At 61.9% G+C, this 23,350-nt stretch carries 19 protein-coding genes; 13 read left to right on the top strand and 6 right to left on the bottom strand.

All coding sequences use genetic code 11. From position 1 onward, the window contains the following. The first annotated feature begins 90 nt into the window (after window positions 1–90). The 6 genes from mdh (at window position 91) to lpdA (ending at window position 9,283) form a co-directional block, all read left to right on the top strand. Window positions 91–1,044: a malate dehydrogenase gene (mdh, locus tag VOI22_RS17665; protein WP_028466120.1), complete on the top strand. Its 954-nt coding sequence runs from the start codon at window positions 91–93 to the stop codon at window positions 1,042–1,044. 179 nt (window positions 1,045–1,223) lie between these two features. Continuing rightward, the gene (gene sucC, locus VOI22_RS17660; RefSeq protein WP_028466119.1) at window positions 1,224–2,420 is read left to right on the top strand and encodes an ADP-forming succinate--CoA ligase subunit beta; all 1,197 of its coding nucleotides are present in this window, start codon (window positions 1,224–1,226) and stop codon (window positions 2,418–2,420) included. Then, complete coding sequence (gene sucD / locus VOI22_RS17655; RefSeq protein WP_028466118.1) at window positions 2,420–3,295, top strand: succinate--CoA ligase subunit alpha; 876 nt, start codon at window positions 2,420–2,422, stop codon at window positions 3,293–3,295. Before sucC ends, sucD begins: the two co-directional genes overlap by 1 nt. A 228-nt stretch (window positions 3,296–3,523) precedes the next feature. Continuing rightward, complete coding sequence (locus VOI22_RS17650) at window positions 3,524–6,445, top strand: 2-oxoglutarate dehydrogenase E1 component (RefSeq protein WP_323797767.1); 2,922 nt, start codon at window positions 3,524–3,526, stop codon at window positions 6,443–6,445. A gap of 90 nt (window positions 6,446–6,535) precedes the next feature. Next, window positions 6,536–7,807: a 2-oxoglutarate dehydrogenase complex dihydrolipoyllysine-residue succinyltransferase gene (gene odhB, locus VOI22_RS17645; RefSeq protein WP_323797766.1), complete on the top strand. Its 1,272-nt coding sequence runs from the start codon at window positions 6,536–6,538 to the stop codon at window positions 7,805–7,807. Window positions 7,808–7,876: 69 nt separating this feature from the next. Next, complete coding sequence (lpdA, locus tag VOI22_RS17640; RefSeq protein WP_323797765.1) at window positions 7,877–9,283, top strand: dihydrolipoyl dehydrogenase; 1,407 nt, start codon at window positions 7,877–7,879, stop codon at window positions 9,281–9,283. A gap of 174 nt (window positions 9,284–9,457) precedes the next feature. Here lpdA and VOI22_RS17635 read toward each other — a convergent pair whose 3' ends face one another. Next, complete coding sequence (locus VOI22_RS17635) at window positions 9,458–10,816, bottom strand: FAD-binding oxidoreductase (RefSeq protein ID WP_323797764.1); 1,359 nt, start codon at window positions 10,814–10,816, stop codon at window positions 9,458–9,460. Window positions 10,817–10,961: 145 nt separating this feature from the next. On the opposite strand from VOI22_RS17635, the gene VOI22_RS17630 reads away from it, so the two are divergent. Further along, window positions 10,962–11,465 carry a hypothetical protein gene (locus tag VOI22_RS17630; protein ID WP_323797763.1) on the top strand — a complete coding sequence of 168 codons (504 nt, stop codon included), beginning with the start codon at window positions 10,962–10,964 and terminating at the stop codon, window positions 11,463–11,465. A gap of 7 nt (window positions 11,466–11,472) precedes the next feature. On the opposite strand, the gene VOI22_RS17625 is transcribed toward VOI22_RS17630, so the two are convergent. Genes VOI22_RS17625 through fsa form a run of 3 tightly spaced genes read right to left on the bottom strand, consistent with a single transcriptional unit; the run spans window position 11,473 to window position 13,818 of the window. Further along, window positions 11,473–12,420: a tyrosine recombinase XerC gene (locus VOI22_RS17625; protein WP_323797762.1), complete on the bottom strand. Its 948-nt coding sequence runs from the start codon at window positions 12,418–12,420 to the stop codon at window positions 11,473–11,475. Beyond that, entirely contained in the window at window positions 12,399–13,148 is a 750-nt protein-coding gene (locus VOI22_RS17620; RefSeq protein ID WP_028466113.1) for a DUF484 family protein, read from the bottom strand. The genes VOI22_RS17625 and VOI22_RS17620 overlap by 22 nt, the downstream gene beginning before the upstream one ends. Before the next feature lie 16 nt (window positions 13,149–13,164). Continuing rightward, complete coding sequence (gene fsa / locus VOI22_RS17615) at window positions 13,165–13,818, bottom strand: fructose-6-phosphate aldolase (protein WP_323797761.1); 654 nt, start codon at window positions 13,816–13,818, stop codon at window positions 13,165–13,167. Window positions 13,819–14,048: 230 nt separating this feature from the next. On the opposite strand from fsa, the gene VOI22_RS17610 reads away from it, so the two are divergent. The 6 genes from VOI22_RS17610 to VOI22_RS17585 all read left to right on the top strand — a co-directional run bounded on the left by VOI22_RS17610 (window position 14,049) and on the right by VOI22_RS17585 (window position 21,428). Next, window positions 14,049–16,274: a primosomal protein N' gene (locus VOI22_RS17610; RefSeq protein WP_323797760.1), complete on the top strand. Its 2,226-nt coding sequence runs from the start codon at window positions 14,049–14,051 to the stop codon at window positions 16,272–16,274. A 211-nt stretch (window positions 16,275–16,485) separates the two neighbouring features. Then, a complete protein-coding gene (locus tag VOI22_RS17605; RefSeq protein ID WP_323797759.1) occupies window positions 16,486–17,037 on the top strand; it encodes a F0F1 ATP synthase subunit delta in 552 nt (183 codons plus the stop codon). Beyond that, complete coding sequence (atpA, locus tag VOI22_RS17600; RefSeq protein WP_323797758.1) at window positions 17,037–18,572, top strand: F0F1 ATP synthase subunit alpha; 1,536 nt, start codon at window positions 17,037–17,039, stop codon at window positions 18,570–18,572. Before VOI22_RS17605 ends, atpA begins: the two co-directional genes overlap by 1 nt. A gap of 35 nt (window positions 18,573–18,607) precedes the next feature. After that, a complete protein-coding gene (locus VOI22_RS17595) occupies window positions 18,608–19,492 on the top strand; it encodes a F0F1 ATP synthase subunit gamma (RefSeq protein ID WP_028466108.1) in 885 nt (294 codons plus the stop codon). A gap of 77 nt (window positions 19,493–19,569) precedes the next feature. After that, window positions 19,570–20,994: a F0F1 ATP synthase subunit beta gene (atpD, locus tag VOI22_RS17590; RefSeq protein WP_028466107.1), complete on the top strand. Its 1,425-nt coding sequence runs from the start codon at window positions 19,570–19,572 to the stop codon at window positions 20,992–20,994. Between the two features lie 32 nt (window positions 20,995–21,026). Next, window positions 21,027–21,428, top strand: a complete 402-nt coding sequence (locus VOI22_RS17585; protein ID WP_323797757.1) for a F0F1 ATP synthase subunit epsilon — start codon at window positions 21,027–21,029, stop codon at window positions 21,426–21,428. A gap of 96 nt (window positions 21,429–21,524) precedes the next feature. Here VOI22_RS17585 and VOI22_RS17580 read toward each other — a convergent pair whose 3' ends face one another. Both VOI22_RS17580 and VOI22_RS17575 read right to left on the bottom strand, forming a co-directional pair. Further along, window positions 21,525–22,745, bottom strand: a complete 1,221-nt coding sequence (locus VOI22_RS17580; protein WP_323797756.1) for a hypothetical protein — start codon at window positions 22,743–22,745, stop codon at window positions 21,525–21,527. Window positions 22,746–22,865: 120 nt separating this feature from the next. Further along, window positions 22,866–23,345 (bottom strand): RNA pyrophosphohydrolase, encoded by a 480-nt coding sequence (locus tag VOI22_RS17575; RefSeq protein ID WP_323797755.1) that lies wholly within the window; start codon window positions 23,343–23,345, stop codon window positions 22,866–22,868. Window positions 23,346–23,350 lie beyond the last annotated feature (5 nt).

The raw sequence follows: 23,350 nt of genomic DNA, 5'->3' as shown, positions 1-23,350 counted from the left end.
ACCGCGCCTCGGTTTTCCGCCGCCCAGGAGGAGGCCGAAGCCTTAGATGGCGCGGCGGATCTGTCCCGAATCAGAGGAGTGGGGAACAAGATGGCTCGCAACAAAATCGCGCTGGTCGGCGCTGGGAATATCGGCGGCACGCTGGCGCTGCTCGCCGGCCTGAAGGAACTCGGCGACGTGGTGCTCTTCGATATCGTTGAGGGCATCCCCCAGGGTAAGTCTCTCGATATCGCTGAAGCGTCCCCGGTCGAAGGCTTCGACGCCAAGATGCTCGGCGCGAACGACTACAGCGCGCTGGCAGGCTCAGACGTCGTTATCGTCACCGCAGGCATACCCCGTAAGCCGGGTATGAGCCGCGACGATCTCATCGAAACCAACACCAAGGTCATGAAAGCCGTTGCCGATGGCATCAGCGCGAATTGCCCGGACGCGTTCGTGATCTGCATCACCAACCCGCTCGACGTCATGGTCGGTATCCTGCAGAAGCTGAGCGGCCTGCCCGCCAACAAGGTTGTCGGCATGGCCGGCGTGCTCGACAGCGCCCGCTTCCGCTACTTCCTGGCCGAAGAGTTCAATGTCTCCGTCGAAGACGTCACCGCGTTCGTGCTTGGTGGCCACGGCGATACCATGGTGCCGCTGACCCGTTATTCGACCGTTGCCGGTATTCCGGTTCCGGATCTGATCAAGATGGGTTGGACCACGCAGGAAAAAATCGACCAGATCGTTCAGCGCACCCGTGACGGCGGCGCCGAGATCGTTGGCCTGCTGAAGACCGGCTCCGCTTTCTACGCGCCGGCGTCTTCCGCTATCCAGATGGCCGACTCCTACCTCAAGGACAAGAAGCGCGTGCTGCCGTGCGCGGCCCAGTGCACCGGCGAATACGGCCTCGATGGTCTCTATGTCGGCGTGCCGTGCGTGATCGGCGCGAATGGCGTCGAGCGCATCGTCGAAATCGAGATGAACGCGGACGAGAAAGCGATGTTCGATCATTCGGTCGGCGCGGTGAAGAGCCTCAACGAAGTTGCGGCGAAATTCGGCCTCTGATGCCGAGATAGTGGTATATTGTATACCACCATATGTTATCGGGTGGTTCGGTGCTACAGTGTGACTGCGGCACCGGGCCACTGCCCGCGTTTGGGGAATAAGCTGGCCCGTTGGGCCAGTTGCAGCAACGGCTTCGGCGGTTCTCGCGCCAAAACCGGTGCAAGGGAAATGGGAGAGCCATGAATATTCACGAGTATCAGGCCAAGCAACTCTTGGCCAAATTCGGTGTTGCAGTGCCGCGGGGCGGCGTTGCCTACACCCCGGAGGAGGCCGAGAAGGTCGCCAACGAGCTTGGCGGTCCGGTCTGGGTCGTGAAGTCTCAGATTCATGCCGGTGGCCGAGGCGCTGGACGCTTCAAGGGCAATGAGAACGGTGCCGGCGGTGTCCGCGTCGTCAAATCGGTCGCGGACGTCAAGTCGAACGCCGGCGAGATGATCGGCGCCACGCTGGTCACCAAGCAGACAGGTCCGGCAGGCAAGGAAGTCAGCCGTATCTATGTCGAGGAAGGCTGCGACATCAAGCGCGAGCTTTACCTCAGCCTGCTGGTCGATCGCGACAGCAGCCGCGTCACCGTGATGGCCTCGACCGAGGGCGGCATGGAGATCGAGGAAGTCGCCGAAGCGACCCCGGAAAAGATCATCACCATCGCCATCGACCCGGTGACCGGCCTGCAGGGCTTCCATGCCCGCCGCATCGCCTTCGCTCTGGGCCTTGAAGGCGACCAGGTGAAGTCGGCCGTCAAGTTCCTGATGGCCATGTACAAGGCCTTCACGGATCTCGATGCCGCGATGGTCGAAATCAACCCGCTTGTCATCACAGGCTCCGGTGACGTGATCGCGCTCGATGCCAAGATGGGCTTCGACGACAACGCGCTGTTCCGGCACAAGGACGTGGCCGAGCTGCGGGACGAGAGCGAGGAAGATGCTTCCGAACTCGAAGCCGCCAAGTACGAGCTGAACTACGTGAAGCTCGACGGCAGCATCGGTTGCATGGTGAACGGCGCGGGTCTCGCGATGGCCACCATGGACATCATCAAGCTCTATGGCTCCGAGCCGGCAAACTTCCTCGATGTCGGCGGGTCGGCAACGAAGGAGCGGGTCACCGCCGCCTTCAAGATCATTCTCTCCGATCCGAACGTCGAAGGCATCCTGGTCAACATCTTCGGCGGCATTATGCGCTGTGACGTGATCGCCGAAGGCGTCGTCGCGGCGGCCAAGGAAGTCAGCCTGCACGTGCCTCTGGTTGTGCGGCTGGAAGGCACCAATGTCGATCTCGGCAAGCAGATCCTCGCCGATTCGGGCCTGCCGATCACGTCCGCGGACAATCTCGCGGACGCGGCGGAAAAAATTGTCACTGCGGTGAAGGAGGCAGCCTGATGGCCGTTCTGGTCGACGAAAATACGAAAGTCATCTGCCAGGGCTTCACCGGAAGTCAGGGCACGTTCCACTCCGAACAGGCGATCGCATACGGCACCAAGATGGTCGGCGGCGTCACCCCGGGTAAAGGCGGTCAGACCCACCTCAACCTGCCGGTGTACGACACGGTCATGGAAGCGAAAGACCGGACTGGCTGCAATGCCTCGGTGATCTACGTTCCGCCGCCGTTCGCTGCCGATTCGATCCTGGAAGCCATCGACGCGGAAATTCCGCTGGTGATTTGCATCACCGAAGGCATTCCGGTGCTTGATATGGTTACGGTCAAACGGGCCCTCTCTGGCTCCAAGACCCGCCTGATCGGCCCGAACTGCCCCGGTGTTATCACGCCGGACGCATGCAAGATCGGCATTATGCCGGGTCATATCCATCGCCGCGGCAAGGTCGGGATCGTCTCCCGGTCGGGCACGCTGACGTACGAAGCGGTGGCTCAGACCACGGCGGCCGGCCTCGGTCAGTCGACCTGTATCGGCATCGGTGGCGACCCGGTGAACGGCACCAACTTTATCGACGCGCTGGATCTTTTCCTTGGCGATCCGGAGACAGAAGCGATCATCATGATCGGTGAAATCGGCGGCTCGGCGGAAGAGGATGCAGCCGAATTTCTCAGGCAAAACAAGGTGAAGAAGCCGATGTGTGGCTTCATTGCCGGCGTTACCGCGCCTCCGGGCCGTCGCATGGGCCATGCCGGTGCGATCATCTCGGGTGGCAAGGGCGACGCCAATTCCAAGATGGAGGCCATGAAGTCTGCCGGGATTCTCGTTGCCGACAGCCCGGCATCTCTCGGGACCACCATGGTCAAGGCGATCAAGGGCTAAATGACATGTTCCGGACGGCACCAACATGCTGCCGTCCGGACACACCCTTGCGATTTTTTGCCCTCTGCCATGCAGAACGGCTTCAAGTTAGTAAATTCTTAGCTAGTATAAGAAGATACTTGCCGTTGCGGCGCTTTGCCGCAAGGGTGACCTAGGCCCTGCGCGAGGGGCGCGCGGAGCCGACACAGACAGGACCAACAGCCACTTCGCAAAGGGGCAGGTTCCAATATGGCGACGGCAGTGAGCGACCAATCCTTTCTTTCCGGTGCTAACGCACCGTTCATCGGCGAACTCTACGAACGATTTCTCCAGGATCCAGCCCTAGTAGACGAAAGCTGGCGCGAATATTTCGCGGAGCTGCACGACGATGTCGGGCCCGTCCAGGGAGATGTGCACGGGCCAAGCTGGGCAGACCGCGGCAACCGTGTCATCGGCGGCACCGGCGAGGCGGCAGACGGCTCGGGTCCGATCACGGACGACAAGTCCGCCGCGGCAGCGGACCCGCTTTTAGGCAGCGATATCCGGCAGGCCAGTCTGGACTCACTCCGGGCGATCATGCTGATCCGGGCCTACCGGATCCGGGGACACCTGAAAGCGAAGCTCGACCCGCTGGGCCTTGAGCCGCCGACCCCGCACCCCGAACTCGATCCCGCCCATTACGGTTTCACCGAAGAGGATTGGGACCGCCCGATCTTCATCAACAATGTTCTCGGGCTGGAAACAGCGACCCTGCGGCAGATCATCGAGCTGCTGGACCGCACCTATTGCGGCAGTATCGGTGTCGAGTTCATGCATATGCAGGACCCGGAACAGAAGGCCTGGATTCAGGAGCGTATCGAGCAGATCCGCAACCGGACCGAGTTTACCGAGCGGGGCAAGCACACGATCCTTGAGCGGCTGACCGCCGCCGAGACCTTCGAGCAGTTTCTCGGCCGGAAATATGTCGGCACCAAGCGTTTCGGCCTCGATGGCGGCGAAAGCCTGATCCCGGCGCTGGAACAGATCCTGAAACGGGGTAGCCAGATCGGTCTGGAAGAGGTCGTGATCGGCATGCCGCACCGCGGCCGCCTGAACGTGCTCAACAATTTCATGAGCAAGCCGTTCCGTGCCATCATCTCCGAGTTCCTCGGCAATCCGGCGAACCCGGAAGACGTGGGCGGCTCTGGCGATGTGAAATACCATATGGGCGTTTCCGCCGATCGTGAGTTCGACGGCGCCAATGTCCACCTGACTCTGAACGCCAACCCGTCCCATCTGGAAATCGTCAACCCGGTGGTGATCGGCCGTGTTCGCGCGAAACAGACCCAACGGGATGATGCATCCGATCGCCGGAAAGTGCTCGGCATTCTGATGCATGGCGATGCGGCCTTTGCCGGTCAGGGCGTGGTGGCGGAGACATTCGCTTTCTCCGATCTGCGCGGCTACCGCACCGGCGGCACCATCCATGTCATCGTGAACAACCAGATCGGCTTCACCACGGCGCCTGCCTTCTCGCGCTCTTCGCCCTATCCGACGGATGTCGCGAAGATGGTCGATGCACCGATCTTCCATGTGAACGGGGACGATCCGGAAGCCGTCGTGCACGTCGCCCGGATCGCTATCGAGTTCCGTCAGGAATTCGGCGTCGATGTGGTTATCGACATGTTCTGCTACCGCCGCTTCGGGCACAACGAGGGGGATGAGCCGATGTTCACACAGCCCCTCATGTACTCGAAGATCGCGACCCAGAAGACCACCCGTCAGCTTTATGCCGAGCAGCTTGAGCGCGAAGGCGTCATCAAGCCCGGCGAGGCCGACAGTATGGCCAAGGAGCATGATGACCACCTGAACAGCGAGTTCGAGGCCGGGCTGAACTACAAGCCTAACAAGGCCGACTGGCTTGAGGGCAAATGGTCCGGCTTCACCAAGGCGCACGGCGATGCCCGCCGGGGGGAGACCTCCGTCGACAAGGAAACGCTGCGCGATGTCGGCATGAAGCTGACCGAAGCGCCGGACGGCTTCGCCATGAACCGAAAGCTGAAGCGCGTTGTCGAGCAGCGTCGCAAGGCGATCGAGAACGGCGAAGGCATCGACTGGGCAAATGCCGAAAGCCTGGCTTTCGGAACGCTGCTCGTGCAGGGCGACGGGGTTCGGCTCAGCGGCCAGGATTCCGGCCGCGGCACCTTCTCCCAGCGGCATTCGGTCTGGATCGACCAGAACACCGAGGAGCGGCATATTCCGCTCAACAGTCTGGGCACGGACCCGCAGCATTACGAAGTGATCGACAGCCCGCTGTCAGAAGCCTCGGTGCTTGGCTTCGAGTATGGCTTCAGTCAGGCGGAACCGAACATTCTCACGCTCTGGGAAGCCCAGTTCGGCGATTTCGCCAACGGTGCCCAGGTCGTGGTCGACCAGTTCATCAGTTCCGGTGAGCATAAGTGGCTGCGTATGTCCGGTCTCGTGATGCTGCTGCCGCATGGCTATGAAGGTCAGGGGCCGGAGCATTCCTCCGCCCGTCTCGAGCGCTATCTGCAGCTCTGCGGCGAGGACAACATGCAGGTCGTGTACTGCACCACGCCGGCGAACTATTTCCACGCCTTGCGCCGTCAGCAGCGCCGCGACTTCCGCAAGCCGCTGATCGTGATGTCGCCGAAATCCCTGCTGCGCCACAAGCTCTGCGTCTCGACTCTGGACGACATGGCCGATGGCACCAGTTTCCACCGGGTCATGTATGACAACGAGGTGCTGTGCGAGGACAAGGACGTGAAGCGGGTCGTGATCTGCTCCGGCAAGGTCTATTACGATCTGTATGAGGAGCGGGCCCGGCGCGGTCAGACCGACGTGTTCTTCCTGCGTCTGGAACAGCTCTATCCGTTCCCGCGCAAGGCACTGATGGAAGAGCTGGCGCGATTCCCGCAGGCCGAGGTTGTCTGGTGCCAGGAAGAGCCCTGGAACATGGGTGCCTGGTCCTTTGTCGACCGCCGCATCGAAAGTGTGCTGGTCGAACTTGATGGTGTCTGCAAGCGCCCGCTTTATGCGGGCCGAGCCGAAGCGGCTTCGCCGGCAACAGGCAACCATGGCCGGCATGTCCGCGAGCAGGAAGGCTTGGTTCAGGAGGCTCTCGCCGTTGGCGAGGAGATGAGCAAGGGCAGCAGGTACGCGGCCGAGTAATCCAAACAAATATCAGCCGCCGGCCCATCCCCGGCGGCAACTCATATGACGCGCCGGTCATGGCGCAATAAAGAGAGAATGGACGGAAAAATGGCGACGGAAATCAAGGTCCCGGTTCTTGGGGAATCGGTGTCCGAGGCAACTGTGGCGCGCTGGATGAAGGCCGTCGGAGATGCTGTCGGTCTTGACGAGCCCCTGGTTGAGCTGGAAACCGATAAAGTGACCCTTGAGGTCAATTCCCCGGCTGCGGGAACCCTGCAGGAAATTGTCGCTGACGTGGACGCGACCGTCGGTGTCGATGCGCTGCTTGGTGTGATCGCCGAAGGCGCCGCTCCCGCGAAGAAGGCGGAACCGGCAGCGAAACCTGCTGAAGCAAAGGCTGAAGCAGCTCCGGCCCCTGCCGCGAAGGCAGAAGCGCCGAAGCCCGCTCCGGCCCCTGCCGCCGCTGCCCACGAGCTGAAGACCCTGTCCCCGGCCGTGCGCAAGCTGGTCGAGGACAACAATCTCGATCCCGCCAAGATCAAGCCGACCGGCAAGGACGGCCGTCTGGTGAAGGGCGACGTGCTGGCCGCGATCGAAGCCGGTACCGCCAAGGCCTCCGCGTCGGCTCCCGCCGGCGCCGCACCGGCCGCCGCAGGTCCGTTGCCGCCGCGTGCGGATGACCCGCGCGAAGAGCGGGTGAAGATGACGCGCCTGCGCCAGTCCATCGCCCGGCGCCTGAAAGAGGCCCAGAACACCGCCGCCATGCTGACCACCTTCAACGAGGTGGATATGGGCGCGGTCATGGGTTTGCGCTCTGAATACAAGGACGCTTTCGAGAAGAAGCACGGCGTGAAGCTCGGCTTCATGTCCTTCTTCGTGAAGGCCTGCATCGCCGCCCTCAAGGAGCTCCCGGCAGTCAATGCCGAGATCTACGGCGATGAGCTGATCTACAAGAACTACTACGATATCGGTGTTGCGGTCGGCACGCCGCAGGGCCTGGTTGTACCGGTTCTGCGCGATGCGGACGATCTCAGCTTTGCCGGCGTGGAAAAGGGTATCGGCGATCTCGGCCGCAAGGCGCGGGACGGCAAGCTCACCATGAAGGACATGACGGGCGGTACCTTCACCATCACCAATGGCGGTGTGTATGGCTCGCTGATGTCGACCCCGATCCTGAATCCTCCGCAGTCCGGTATTCTCGGCATGCACAAGATCCAGGACCGTCCGATGGTCGTGAACGGCAAGGTCGAGATCCGGCCGATGATGTATCTGGCGATGAGCTATGATCACCGCATCATCGACGGCCGCGAGGCGGTCACCTTCCTGGTCCGCGTCAAGGATGCGCTGGAAGATCCGCGCCGCCTGCTGATCGACATGTAATTTCATCGCGCGCGGGCTTGTCCCGCGCGCGGCCTTTCAAGAACGAGCTGGACAAGAGAGCGATTTATTATGGCTGACAGCTACGATCTCGTCGTCATCGGTGCGGGCCCGGGCGGTTATGTGGCCGCCATCCGCGCTGCGCAACTGGGCATGAAAGTGGCGTGCGTCGAAAAGCGTGCGACCCTCGGAGGCACCTGCCTCAATGTCGGCTGCATTCCCTCCAAGGCACTGCTTTCCTCCTCGGAGAAATATGCCGAGACTCAGGATCACCTGAAGGATATCGGCATTGATGTCGGCTCCGTGAAGCTGAACCTGAAGCAGATGATGGCCAACAAGGCCAGCGTCGTCGAACAGCTCACGGGCGGTGTCGCCTTCCTGTTCAAGAAGAACAAGATCGACTGGAAGACCGGCTCCGCCGTAGTGAAATCCGCTTCCGAGGTCGAAGTCACAGGCGAGAAGGGCAAGAAGGAAGTGCTCAAGACCGAGCGCGTCCTGATCGCCACCGGCTCCGAGCCGACCCCGCTGCCGGGTCTGGAGATCGACGAGAAGAAGATCGTCACCTCCACCGGCGCGCTAGACATCGACAAGGTTCCGGATCACCTCGTGGTCATCGGCGGCGGTGTGATCGGGCTTGAAATGGCGTCGGTCTGGGCCCGTCTCGGCTCCAAGGTCACGGTTGTCGAGTTCCTCGACCGGATCGTCCCGGGCATGGATGGCGAGGTTGCCAAGAAGTTCCAGCGCGTGCTGCAGAAACAGGGCATGACCTTCAAGCTCGGCACCAAGGTGACTGCGGCGAAGAAGACCAAATCCGGCGTTACCCTGACGGCCGAGCCGGCCAAGGGCGGCGACAAGGAGAGCATCGACGCTGACGTGGTGCTGGTCGCCATCGGCCGTCGTCCCTTCACCGAAGGTCTCGGGCTCGACAAGGTCGGCGTGGAGATGGACAAGCGCGGCTTCATCTCGGTCGATGCCGATTTCGAAACCAATGTCCCAGGCATCTTCGCCATCGGCGACGTGATCCTTGGCCCGATGTTGGCGCACAAGGCCGAGGAAGACGGCGTTGCCGCTGTCGAGACCATGGCGGGCCAGTCCGGCCACGTGGATTACAATCTCGTCCCGGGCATCGTCTACACCTGGCCGGAAGTGGCGAGCATCGGCAAGACCGAGGAGCAGCTGAAGGAAGCGGGCGTCGAGTACAAGACGGGCTCCTTCCCGTTCAGCGCCAACGCTCGCGCCAAGTCCGTCGGCATGACAGAGGGCTTCGTGAAGATCCTCGCCGACAAGAAAACGGACGCGGTGCTCGGTGCCCATATCATGGGCCCGGAAGCTGGCAACCTGATCCACGAAGTCGCGGCCGTCATGGCGTTCGGCGGCTCGTCCGAGGATATCGGACGGATCTGCCACGGCCACCCGACCCTTTCCGAAGCGGTCAAGGAAGCGGGCCTCGCAGCCAGCACCGGCGCGATCCACATCTAATCGGGCTTTTTGAGATCGAACAGAAAACCGCGGCCTTCGAGCCGCGGTTTTTGTTTGTGCAAACTCTTTAATCGTCATCCCGGGCTTGACCCGGGATCTTTATGATCCTCGGACGGAGTGCGGCCTCGGGAGATCCCGGGTCAAGCCCGGGATGACGATGTAGGGATAGAGAGATTACTTCCTCATATCCTTCGCATCCTGATGCCGGCTCAGCGGCAGCCATACAGAGAAGGCGAGTGGGGCCAGCTTCGGGAACATCACAGGGTCCGGAGCGGTGATCGGCAGCGGCAGGTCCTCGTTGGCGCCGCCGGAGAGCCAGTAGGCCAGCTTGCGGCCGAGGGCGGTGGTCATGGCGATACCGCGTCCGTTGCAGGCGATGGCGGAGAACGCACCGTCGCCGAGGCGCATGAGCCGGGGCATGTAATCCCGTGCGGCGGCAAGGCGGCCCTGCCAGGCGAATTCTGGCTCCAGCTTCGGCAGTTGCGGCAACAGTTCCTGGAGACGGCCGAGATGGTGCGTGCGCCCGCGTTCCAATGATCCGAGCGGGTTTGCCAGCAGGCCGCCGGTGACGATCCGGTTGTCGTTCGTCCAGCGATAGGCGATCAAGTCCTTGCGGGTATCGGCCGAGCAGCGGTCGTTCGGCAGCACACTCTTGCGCAGCTCCGGATCAAGCTGCTGGGTCGCCACCTGGAACAGGGTGATCGGGAACTGGGTGCCTTCCGCTTTCGGCGCCAGCCCGCCACCTGTGCTGTTGGTGGTCAGCAGCACCCGGTCGGCGATCAGCGTGCCGTGGTCGGTCTTCAGGTGCCACTCGCTGCCTTGCTTGGCGATCTCGTTGGCGCGGCTGTCGATATGCAGCGTGACACCGGCCTTCACGGCGGCTTGGGCCAGCCCGCGCACGAAGGCGAGCGGGTTGATATGGCCGCCGGTCGGGTCCAGGAACGCGCCGTGATAGGCTTCGGAGCCGGTCTCGGCCACCGCCTCGTCGCGGGACAGCAGCTTCACCGGCCGGCCAAGGTCTTGCCATTGTTTCACCCGGTCTTCCAGCCAGGCTGTTTTCTTCCCCGTATGGATCGGCTGCATCCAGCCGGTTTGTTTGCCCCAGCAATCAATTTCGTGACGCTTGATCAGATCAAATACCAAGTCGCCGCCTTCACCGAGCATGCGAACCAGCAAATCGCCTTTCTCCGGCCCGAATTTCTCTTTTGCATAGCGCGGGTCGAGACCGGTGAGGAGGTTGGGTACGACGAAACCGGTATTGCGTCCCGAAGCGCCGAACCCGGCCTCGTCCGCTTCCAGCAGAGTGACGTTGTGCCCGGCCTCGGCTAGATGCAGTGCTGTCGAAAGACCGAGAAAACCGCCGCCGACAATGGCTGTCTCCGTTCGCGCCTCACCTTCAAGGCGGGTGCAGACCGGCCCGGCTGGGGCGACGGAATGCCAGAAGGAGCTCTGGAAACTGAGGGAAGGATGCGGTGCACTGGCGAGATTTTCCCAGATAGTCGGCGCGTAGCCTTTATGCGCAATCTCGGGCATCGGCGGTTCCCTGTTTGGACGGTATGGTTAGTGAGGCGGTTCGCGCGGATGAGCGTGACCGCCGGATGAATATGTATGGAGCATGGCCGAGCCGAAAGGGCTGTGCAAGCTCACTCGGGCGAAGCGGATAAGGAGTGCCTGGAAGATGCGGATTGTCTTGATTGCCTTTGGATGTGTGTTTCTGTGGTGCGGCGGTGCCAGGGCCCAGGATGTGACGGAGGGCGACCTCAATGCCGAGATGCGGTTCCAGGGTGGCCAGAACGTCTTCCGCCACGACTGGCAGGTCGAGACCGGGGACGTCACCTGCGACGGTTTTCAGGACAAGGTCGCCGGGTATGTAAGCCACGATAATCCGGACGGGCCCATGTTCCTGATGGCCGTGGTGACTCATGAGGACGGCAAGTTGGTCTCGGAGGGAGTGGTGACATTCTTCGACAGCGCGAACCAGATGGGTTTGTGCGGCGATGGTAACCCGCCGCCGAAGATCTCTCTGGAGCGATTAATGGAGGAGGAAGTGCGGGAGATGACCGGTATCGACGGCGCCTGTCCGGTCGCGATCATCCTCGAGGACGGGATGTGCGACCTGCACTATTACTTCTGGGTGCCGGACTGGGAAGAGGACCGCAAACTGATCTTCTTCCGGAACTAGGCGCGCGCTAGCGGTCGCGCGGGTGTGCCCGGCTGTGTACGTCCATCAGCCGCTCCGCATCCACGCTGGTATAGCGTTGCGTGGTGGTCAGAGAGGCATGGCCGAGCAGTTCCTGGATAGCCCGCAGATCGCCACCGCCGGCCAGCAGGTGTGTCGCGAAGGAATGCCTCAAGGCATGCGGCGTCGCGGTTTCCGGCAGGTCCAGCCAGCCCCGTGCCAGCCGCATGGCGCGCTGGGCGACACCGGCCTGCAGGCGTTTGCCCCGGGCGCCGAGAAACAACGGATCGTCCGGGCTGCCGCGATAGGGGCAACGGGCGACATAATCGTCGATGGCGGCGCGGACGGCGGGCAGTATGGGCACGATGCGCTGCTTGTTGCCCTTGCCGGTGATGGAGAGAGTGTCGCCAATCGGGTAATCGCTGCGATTGAGCGCCAGTGCCTCGCCGATCCGCAACCCGCCGCCGTAAAGCAGGGAGACGAGAGCGACATCGCGGGCGGCGATCCACGGCTCCGACGCGAGATCTCCCATGGCATCGAGGGTTTCCGCCGCTTCGGTGACGGTCAACGCTTTCGGTACCGAGACAGGAATGCGCGGTCCCCGGATTGAGAAAACAGCCGCGTTCGAGAGTACGCCTCGCCGTTCGAGAAAGCGGAAATACCCGCGCACGACGGAAAGGGCCCGTGCCGTGGAGGTTTTCGCAAAGCCTTTCGATACCCGGCGGGCCAGGTATCCCCGGAAGTCTGCGGGCTTCAATGCGGCGAGGTCAGATATGCCGGGGGCTGTGCCCAGATGGTCCTGCAGAAAATCGAGAAACTGTTCGAGATCCCGCTCATAGGCGGAGAGGGTATGGGCCGAGGCGCGTTTTTCGCTCGTCAGCCATTGTCTCCAGGCATCTGTCGCGCCAGCCAGGTCCGTGATGGTCTCGGTATGTGTCAGCCCGGAAGGTTCAGCCATTGCCGGATGGTCAACTCCGTGGTGCGGGCAAGGAAGCTCAGAAGCTCCGTGGCCTGCCCGTGATGATAGGCCTCGGCGTCCCGTGTCCCGAAGGCCATCAGGCCCATCGGCGAGTGCGGGCTGACCTGGATACGCGCCAGCGCCATGGACGAGACCAGACCGGCGGCCGAGCCGAAGATAGCTTCATCGCCTTCGACATTGGCGGCCAGGAGGACGTCCTTGCCGACGCCGATCTTGCGATCGATCGTGCCGGCCGGGATGGAGCGCACGCCCGAGGCATAGGCCTTCGGGATCGGCACGTCGCCAGCCTCGATGCAGATCGTCACCACGTCGATGCCGAGCATGACCGGAAGGTCGATCGTCACGGACTGGATCAGGTTGTCGAAGGAATTCGCTGCGACGATGCGCAATATCGCCGCGTGGATGCGGTTCTGGGTCGACTGGTTCCCGCGCGCGGTGGAGACCAGCCCGGCGTGGGAATCCTTGAGCTTCTGATTCTCCGAGCGTAACCGCTCCAGCATGAAATGCTGCATGTCGACCACCGCCTCGCCGCTGGTCCGGCTCGGTGGGGTCAGGATGTCGATCAGTTCCGGGTGCTCGATCAGGAAGTTCGGATGGGAGGAAAGGTAGTCCGCGACTTGTCCGGCCGTCAGCATCGGGGCAGGCTGATTTGCCGCCTGCTTGACGCTCTTCTTGCCCGGTTCCGCCGCGGAGCCCTTGCCTGTCATCGCTTGTCGCCCGTCCCTAGAGGATGCTCTGGCCGGTCTTCGCCCAATCCTTCAGGAAGGCGTCGAGACCCTTGTCGGTAAGCGGGTGATTATACAGGGCGCGCAGCACGGCCGGCGGCAGCGTGGCGACATCGGCGCCAAGCTTGGCTGCGTCGATGACATGTTGCGGGCCGCGTACGGAGGCGACGAGGATTTCCGTGTCGAAATCGAAGTTGGCGTAGATGTCCGCGATATCCGCGATCAGGTCCATGCCATTGATGCCGATATCGTCGAGCCGTCCGACGAAGGGCGAAATGAAGGCGGCACCGGCCTTGGCGGCCAGCAATGCCTGCCCGGCGGAGAAGCAGAGAGTGACATTGACCTGAATGCCGTCGTCGCTCAGCGCCTTGCAGGTCTTCAGCCCGTCGACGGTCAGCGGCACCTTGATGGCGATGTTGTCGGCCAGCTTGAGCAGCAGAGCGGCCTCTTTCATCATCGTCTCGTGGTCGGTCGCGGTGACTTCCGCGCTGACCGGGCCGTCGACGACGTCACAGATTTCCTTGATCACTTCGAGGATCGGGCGGCCTGATTTGGCGATGAGTGACGGGTTGGTCGTTACCCCGTCCACGAGACCGGTGGCGGCCAGATCCTTGATCTCCGCAACATCCGCAGTGTCGATGAAAAACTTCATGTCGTCCTGTATCCTCGGCAGGTGGTGAATCCGAGCCTCGTATGGCCGAATCGACGAGGCGAGTCTAGCGCATACAGGGGGCCGGTGCCAGTGACGCCGGGGTAACGTCACCGGCTTTTCACGGAACTGCAGGAAACAGGAGGCCCGGCACGTCCCCGTGAGGCCGGCGGCCCGCCGCTACAAAACCGAGACCGTTGCGGAGTGTGGCGAGGTGTTCGACACTCCGCCGCATGTCCGATCTTTTCCCCGACGAGTCCCGTCGTATTCAGGTGTTGATTCCGCTGCCGCTGGCTGGTCCCTACGACTATCTGGCGGACGCGGAAATGGCGCTGCAATGCGGCAGTATCGTCGAGGTGCCGCTCGGCAACCGGCGCACCACGGGTGTGGTCTGGGCCCTTGATGTGGCGGAAGATCCGGAGAGCGGTCAGGTGGCACGAAGCCGACTGAAGCCGGTGATTCGCGCCCTGCCGGTGCCGCCGCTGCCGGAGGCCGTTTTGAAGCTGGTCGACTGGACGGCTTCCTACACGCTGACCGCCCAGGGCGCCGTATTGCGCATGGCCATCAGTGTGCCCGATGCGTTCGAGCCGGCAAAACCGGTCACGGCCTATGCCGCGCTTTCCGGCGGGGTCGAGGCGGTGGAAGCGCAGGGGCTGCGACTGACACCGGCGCGGCGCCGGGTGGTGGAGCTGCTGGCGGACGGGCCGCCGCGGACGGCGCGGGAGATCGCGGATGAGGCCGGGGTCGGCACGTCCGTGGTGAAGGGGCTGGCGGAAGCCGGGGGCTTGGCGAGTGTCGCCCTGCCGGCGGATACGCCCTTTCCGGAGCCCGATCCGGACTTGCCACGGACAACACCACTCTCCGATGAGCAGCAGGAGGCGGCTGATGCGCTGTGTGAGGCGGTCAGCGCCGAGAGTTTCGCGCCGGTGCTGCTTGATGGTGAGACAGGAGCGGGCAAGACAGAAGTTTATTTCGAGGCGGTCGCGACCGCGCTGCGCATAGGCAGGCAGGTGTTGGTCCTGTTGCCGGAAATCGCGCTCTCGGCGGAGTGGCTGAACCGGTTCGAGGCGCGCTTCGGCGTGCGCCCGGCGGAATGGCATTCCGAGCTGAAGCCGCGCCGCCGCCGTCACACCTGGCGCCAGATCGCCGAGGGCAAGGTCCGGGTGCTGGTTGGCGCCCGGTCGGCCCTCTATCTGCCGTTCCCGAATCTCGGTCTGATCGTGGTCGATGAAGAGCACGAATCCGCCTACAAGCAGGAGGAAGGGGTGATCTATCATGGCAGGGACATGGCCGTGGTTCGTGCCAGCCTGACCCCCTGTCCGGTCGTCCTGGTCTCCGCGACACCTGCACTGGAAACCATGCGCAATGTCGAGAATGGCCGCTACAGCCAGCTCCGCCTGACCGCCCGGCATGGCGCCGCGACCTTGCCGTCGGTGGAGCTTGTCGATCTGCGCCGGGAACAGCCTCAACGTGGACGTTGGCTCTCCCGGCCGCTGATCGAGGCGATCACGGGCGCGCTTGCTGCTGGCGAGCAGTCGCTGGTCTTCCTCAACCGCAGGGGCTATGCGCCGCTCACGCTCTGCCGGGCCTGTGGACACCGGCTGGAATGCCCCAGTTGCTCGGCCTGGCTGGTCGAGCATCGTTTGCTGGGCCGGTTGCAGTGTCATCATTGCGGCTATAGCGCGCGGTTGCCGAAAACCTGTCCAGAATGCGCTGCCGAAGACAGTTTCGTAGCCAGCGGTCCTGGCGTCGAGCGGATGGCAGAGGAAGTCGCGGCTATTTTCCCCGATGCCCGGTTCCAGATCGTCTCCAGCGATACCCTGCAAGGACCCGCCGCTGCGGCCGAATTCGTCCGGAGCGTGAGGGCGGGCGAGGTTGATATCCTGCTCGGTACCCAGATCGTGGCCAAGGGGTATCATTTCCCGAAACTGACTGTGGTCGGTGTGGTGGATGCGGATCTCGGCCTTGCCGGTGGCGATCTCCGGGCGGCGGAACGGACCTACCAATTGCTGCATCAGGTGGCGGGCCGGGCGGGCCGGGCGGAACATCCGGGCCGGGTGCTGCTGCAAACCCATCAGCCGGAAAATCCGGTGCTGAAGGCGATAGCCGCATGGGACCGCGACGGCTTTCTCGCGGAAGAGGCAACGGCGCGGGAACAACAGGGCATGCCGCCGTTTGGGCGTCTGGCCGCGATCATCGTCAGCGCGGCGGATCCAAATCAGGCGGATATGGTGGCCAGCCGGATCGGTCGCGCGGCGCCGGATTTCGACGGCGTCTCCGTGCTTGGACCTGCGCCGGCACCGCTGGCATTGCTTCGCGGCCGGCACCGCCGTCGCTTGCTGATCAAGACCCGGCGCGACGTTAATATTCAAGCGGTTCTGCGCAGTTGGCTCGGTCGTATCGAGGTTCCAAATTCGGTTCGTGTGGCGGTGGATATAGATCCCTACAGTTTCCTCTGAGCCCCGTAGCCTTCCGGACTATGCCGCCCACCCTGCGAGAAGCGACAACCCACCGCTTGCACGGTCTGAACCTCTATGCTAGAGAACCGCCGCGCTTGGCGGAAACTGCCGTCGACGAGGGTTTTTATTGGTCAATATTCGCTGATAAACGGTGCGCTACCGAAACGGTGCCCGGTAAACGGCGATAATCTCTGGAATGAGGCGTTCCCTGGTGGCTTCCGAAACGACAGGCTTGGCCGGAAGATATGCTTCCGCCCTCTATGAGCTGGCGGAAGGGGAAAAGGCTTTGGATGCCGTTGCGGGGGATTTGAAATCCCTGCGGCAGGCTCTGATCGAAAGCCCGGACCTCTCTCGCTTGGTGCGTTCCCCGGTTTTGACGCGGGCAGAACAGACGCGTGGTATCGCGGCGGTGCTGGAAAAGATGGGAGCGCATGCGCTGACCCAGAAGTTCCTCGGTACGGTCGCGTCCAACCGCCGTCTATTCGCGATGAACGCGATGATTACTGCTTTCCTGGCCCAGCTTGCCGCCCGGCGCGGTGAAGTGACGGCCGATGTGACCTCTGCTGTCGAGCTGAGCGAAGCCCAGCTTTCCGACATCTCCGAGGCTCTGAAAAAGGGCGTTGGTCAGAAGGTCTCCGTTAATCTCTCTGTCGATCCGGCTTTGATCGGCGGACTGGTCGTGCGTGTCGGTTCGCGCATGATCGACAATTCAATCCGTTCCAAGCTGCAGCGTTTGCAGCTTGCCATGAAAGGTGTTGGCTGATGGATATCCGCGCCGCTGAGATTTCTTCGATTCTGAAGGAACAGATCGCGAATTTCGGTACCGAAGCAGAAGTGGCCGAGGTCGGCCAGGTTCTCTCCGTCGGTGACGGTATCGCCCGCGTCTATGGTCTGGATCAGGTCCAGGCTGGTGAAATGGTCGAGTTCCCGGGCGGTATCCGGGGCATGGCGCTGAACCTTGAAGACGATAACGTCGGTATCGTTATCTTCGGCGACGACCGTTCAATCAAAGAAGGTGACACGGTCAAGCGGACCGGTTCCATCGTGGACGTTCCGGTCGGCAAGAGCCTGCTGGGTCGTGTTGTCGACGGTCTCGGTAACCCGATCGACGGCAAGGGTCCGCTGGAAAATGTCGAGCGCAAGCGTGTTGAAGTCAAAGCGCCGGGCATCATGCCGCGTAAATCCGTGCATGAGCCGATGCAGACCGGCCTCAAGGCCATCGACAGCCTGATCCCGGTCGGCCGTGGCCAGCGTGAGCTGATCATCGGTGACCGTCAGACAGGTAAGACCGCTATCGCAGTCGATGCTTTCATCAACCAGAAAGCCACCAACGACGCCGCCGGCGACGACGACAGCAAGAAGATGTTCTGCATCTATGTCGCGATTGGCCAGAAGCGCTCCACCGTTGCTCAGATCGTGAAGACTCTGGAAGACTACGGCGCGATGGAATACTCCATCGTCGTAGCCGCCACCGCTTCCGAGCCGGCGCCGATGCAGTACCTGGCACCGTATACCGGCTGCACCATGGGTGAGTTCTTCCGCGATAACGGTATGCACAGCGTCATCGTGTATGACGATCTGTCCAAGCAGGCCGTTGCCTATCGCCAGATGTCCCTGCTTCTCCGTCGTCCTCCGGGGCGTGAAGCATTCCCGGGTGACGTCTTCTATCTGCACTCCCGTCTCCTCGAGCGTGCGGCGAAGATGAACGACGATCAGGGTGCAGGTTCCATGACCGCGCTGCCGGTCATCGAAACCCAGGCCGGCGACGTCTCCGCTTACATTCCGACCAACGTGATTTCCATCACCGACGGTCAGATCTTCCTCGAGACCGAACTGTTCTATCAGGGCATCCGCCCGGCCGTGAACGTCGGTCTCTCGGTTAGCCGTGTTGGTTCCGCCGCTCAGATCAAGGCGATGAAGCAGGTTGCCGGTTCCATCAAGCTGGAGCTCGCGCAGTATCGTGAAATGGCGGCCTTCGCGCAGTTCGCGTCGGACCTTGACCCGATCACGCAGAAGCTGCTGGCCCGTGGTGCTCGTCTGACCGAGCTGCTGAAGCAGCCGCAGTACTCTCCGCTGACGGTGGAAGAGCAGGTTGCGGTGATCTATGCCGGTGTGCGTGGCTATCTCGACGAGCTGCCGCTCGGCGATGTGACCCGCTTCGAGCAGGCCTATCTCTCGGAAGTCCGTGCCAAGGGTAAGGACATCCTTGACGCGATCCGTACCGAGCAGGCGCTGACCGCCGATATCGAAGAAAAGCTGAAGGCATTCCTCAGCGGCTTCGTCAAGACCTTCGCCTGAGGATCGGCAGCTAGCGAGCAGAGCGAGGAGCATACATGGCCACCCTCAAGGACCTGAAGATCAGGATCAACAGCGTCAAGTCGACGCGGAAGATCACCTCTGCCATGAAAATGGTCGCGGCGGCTAAGCTCCGTCGTGCCCAGGAACAGGCGGAAGCCTCCCGGCCCTATGCCGCGCGGATGAACCGGATGATTGCATCGCTGGCAGGCGCCGCGACGCAGGCCGGTGGTCCGAAGCTGCTGTCGGGAACCGGTCGTGACGATATCCACCTCCTGGTGGTCTTCACGGCAGACCGGGGCTTGTGCGGTGGTTTCAACAGCACGATCATCCGGGCGGCGCGCCAGCGTGTTCGAGCGCTTCGTGGTGAAGGCAAGACGGTCAAGCTGTTTTGCGTCGGCCGTCGTGGCAAGGATGCCCTGAAGCGCGAATTCGGCGATATCATCGTCGGCTCCGTCCAGGACGTGACCCGTAAGGGCGTGGCCTTTGCTTCGGCCGACGAGTTGGCGGCCCAGATCCTGAAGATGTTCGAAGACGAAGATTTCGACATCTGCAGCCTGCTGTTCAACCGCTTCCAGTCGGCGATGACCCAGATCATCACCAACCAGCAGATCATTCCGGCAAGTGTGCCGGAGGTGGAAGAGGATTCGTCCGCTTCTGAGAGCGGCGCTCTCTATGAGTACGAGCCGGACGAAGAAGCTATTCTGGCTGCGTTGCTGCCGCGTAATGTCGCGACGCAGATTTTCACCGCGCTGCTGGAAAGCAATGCCAGTGAACATGGAGCCCGGATGACCGCGATGGACAATGCCACGCGGAACGCAGGCGATATGATCGACAAGCTGACGCTGAACTACAACCGGGCGCGTCAGGCGAACATTACTAAGGAACTTATCGAGATCATCTCCGGTGCCGAGGCCGTCTAGGCCGTACTGAAGATACTCTCGATCGAATGGAATTAACGAGGATCCGGATATCCCGGATAGAGGTTTGGAGCTGACTTATGGCTAAGAATGCGACAGGCAAAGTCACACAGGTAATTGGCGCCGTTGTCGACGTTCAGTTCGACGGCGAGATCCCGGCCATCCTGAACGCCCTGCATACGAAAAATGGCGACAATCTGTTGGTTCTGGAGGTTGCTCAGCACCTCGGTGAGCGTACGGTTCGTACGATCGCCATGGACGGAACAGAAGGTCTGGTCCGCGGTCAGCCGGTGGAAGATACCGGCTCCCCGATCATGGTTCCGGTCGGTCCGGAAACCTTGGGCCGCATCATGAACGTCATCGGTGACCCGGTTGATGATGGCGCGCCGGTCAAGACCAAGAACAAATCCCCGATCCACCGTCAGGCTCCGTCCTTTGCCGAGCAGTCCACCGAAGCCGAGATTCTGGTCACCGGCATCAAGGTCGTTGACCTGCTCGCACCGTATGCCAAGGGCGGTAAGATCGGCCTGTTCGGCGGCGCCGGCGTGGGCAAGACGGTTCTGATCATGGAGCTCATCAACAACGTCGCGAAAGCGCACGGTGGTTACTCCGTGTTCGCGGGCGTTGGTGAGCGTACCCGTGAAGGTAACGATCTGTACCACGAGATGGTCGAATCCGGCGTTATCGTGCCGGACGGCGAAGGGTCCAAGGCAGCCCTGGTCTATGGCCAGATGAATGAGCCGCCAGGTGCCCGTTCCCGTGTCGCGCTGACCGGTCTGACCCAGGCTGAGTATTTCCGCGACGAAGAAGGCCAGGACGTGCTGTTCTTCGTGGATAACATCTTCCGTTTCACGCAGGCCGGCTCCGAAGTGTCCGCGCTTCTTGGTCGTATCCCGTCGGCGGTGGGCTATCAGCCGACCCTGGCGACCGACATGGGTATGCTGCAGGAACGTATCACCACCACCAAGAAGGGCTCGATCACGTCGGTTCAGGCTATTTACGTGCCGGCCGATGACTTGACCGATCCGGCACCTGCCACGTCCTTCTCGCACCTTGACGCGACCACGGTTCTCAGCCGTCAGATTGCCGAACTCGGCATCTACCCGGCTGTTGACCCGCTCGACTCCACCTCCCGGATGCTTGATCCGCGGATCATCGGTGACGAGCATTATCAGATCGCCCGTTCGGTGCAGGAAGTGCTGCAGACCTACAAGTCCCTGCAGGACATCATTGCCATTCTCGGCATGGACGAGCTCTCGGAAGAAGATCGCCAGACCGTGGCTCGCGCCCGGAAGATCCAGCGTTTCCTCTCCCAGCCGTTCCACGTTGCCGAAGTCTTCACCGGTTCTCCGGGCAAGCTGGTTTCTCTCGAAGACACCATCAAGGGCTTCAAGGGCATCATTGCAGGCGAATACGACGATCTTCCGGAAGGCGCCTTCTATATGGTCGGCACCATCGAGGAAGCCGTCGAGAAGGCCAAGAAAATGGCGGCGGAAGCGGCTTAATTCAGGCCGCCTAACGGAGTGGAGCCATAGACATGGCCGAGACGACACAGTTCGAGCTGGTATCGCCGGAAAAGCTTCTTTACTCGGAAGCGGCCGAAATGGTCGTCGTCCCGGGTACTGAAGGATATTTCGGTGTGCTGCCGCGCCACGCGCCGATGATCTCGACCCTCGAGCCCGGTGTGATTGATATCCATCAGAACGGCTCCGTCGCCGAACGGATCTTCGTTGCCGGCGGTTTCGCCGAAGTGACGGAGACCCGCTGCACGGTGCTGGCCGAAGACGCTCAGGTGCTGAAGGATGTCGACACAGCCAAGGTCGACTCTGAGATTTCCGACCTGCGTGATGATCTGAAGGACGCGAAGGAAGAGCTCGATCGTGAACGGATCGAGCGCCGGATCAAGATCCTGGAAGCGCTTCGCGCCGCGGCCGATTAAACGCCTGGATCAAAGACACTGAAATAACGAAACGGCCGGCGCTTGCGTCGGCCGTTTTGCTTTGGCTGCTTGCCAGAGCGGTATATCGAGGGATCCCTACCAGCTGGATTTTTCCTCGCTGGCCTTTTCCTTGCCCTTTTCGACCCGGTCTTTCAGCTCGTGATCCAGCTCGTCGGTCTGCCAGGAATGCATTTGGCTGACGATCCTGACCCGTGCCCGTTCAACCGAAGACTGGGCGTCGAACGCATCGCCATGCAGTTCCTTGTACGGCAATACGGGCAGATGCCACAGAATATGGATGATCGCCCGTTCCAGACCCGCTTCACCGCCAATCAAGTGCCTGTTCTCAAACGCGTCCAGCCAGATGGATACAAGGTCGTCCCAACCATCCAGCCCATACGCGACTTCCCGCCGCAGCTTCTGCAGTTTGGCGACAGAATTATCGACCTTCGAGAACATCCCGGCGATGCTCGCCAGCAGGCTATCAAGGGTGACAATCCGCTCGCTCACATAGCCGATGGTCTGATCCACCACCCTGAGAACAAGATTGATTGAATCAGCCACCTCGGGCCGCGATTCAGATGCATAGATCTGCAGTGAGCCCCGAAGTTCCAGCAATCGGAGATGCTGGCGGAAAAGGAAGCCGTCGGTCTTTTTCTCCTTGTCGGAAGCAACAGAGCCAAACGGTGCGATGAGGCCGACGAGCGGTTCAAGCCAGTCCCGTACCTCGTTGACCGTACAGCCGGCGCGCAATGCCGTGTGAGACATCACCTTCGAGACCAACTCGTCCATCCGGAACTCGGCGACGGCACTCTTCCCGGTCATCAAATTCAGCAGGGTTTGCGTGCTCGCCCGTGCCATGAAGGCGTCACCCTGCGCCACGCCGCACTCGCGTGTCATCTGGGCGATACAGGACATCCGGACGATCTCTTTTTCCTCAAGGTCGCGCTGTGCCTGCTCGCGGGCCAGGCGGCGGGTTTCCTCGTCCGGGTTATAGGCGGCATCGGCCTGTTGCAGGATGGAACGGATATTGAGCGGATCCAGATCCTGCGCATTCCGTGTGCCTAATATCCTGCCATGAACTTCCTCGTCACGCTCGGACAAGACGCCCATGCTCGGGATCTGCTTCCAGTCGACTATGGCGAACTCTCCCCGGCGGGTGCCGGAGAAATTCGGGATCGTCGCTTCCAGCACGCGCCCGCGCCCGCCCAGATACTCACGCACGCGGAGATGGTTGAACGCCGGTACGGACGCAAAGGGGACGCAAGTCCCGCGGCGCTCGAATGTCTGTGGAAGGTTGTTCGCGGCCCCGGACATTGTGTAATTGGCCTTATGTTATGCTCAACCGATGGTCGGCAATCGTGCGGAAACGTCACGGTGACGGCTGACGGTCAAGACCAACCCTATCAGTCCGGCGGCTGAAGGCAAGAAGACTAGCTAGCGCGACAGAAAACGTGCGAACCGGTCGAGGGCTGCCTGATAGACGGGTCGCTTGAATTCCACAATCAGGCGAAGAACCTCATCGCTGTCGGCCCAGCGCCAGGCATCGAATTCGACAGTATGGGCGGACAGGTGGATATCCTTGTCGGCACCGGTGAAGCGGGCCAGGACCCATTTCTGCTTCTGTCCGCGATACCGGGATTTGATCCCCTTTCGGATAGCTTCTGGCGGAAAATCGTAGGTCAGCCAGTCCGGTGTCATGTCGAGCACCTCACAGGCGGTGACGCCGGTCTCTTCGGCGAGCTCGCGCAGGCCGGCCTGCAGTGGGTCCTCGCCATCGTCTACGCCGCCCTGGGGCATTTGCCAGGCAGCGGGCTTCATATCTGCACGCCGGCCGATAAAAACCTTGCCCTCGTCATTGATCAGGACAATCCCGACGCAGGGACGGTAGGGGAGAGTGGCAGGTTCAGGCGCCATAAGCG

Source organism: Nisaea sp., assembly GCF_034670185.1.
Classification (GTDB): domain Bacteria; phylum Pseudomonadota; class Alphaproteobacteria; order Thalassobaculales; family Thalassobaculaceae; genus Nisaea.
This window is presented reverse-complemented; position numbering and strand designations above follow the sequence as displayed.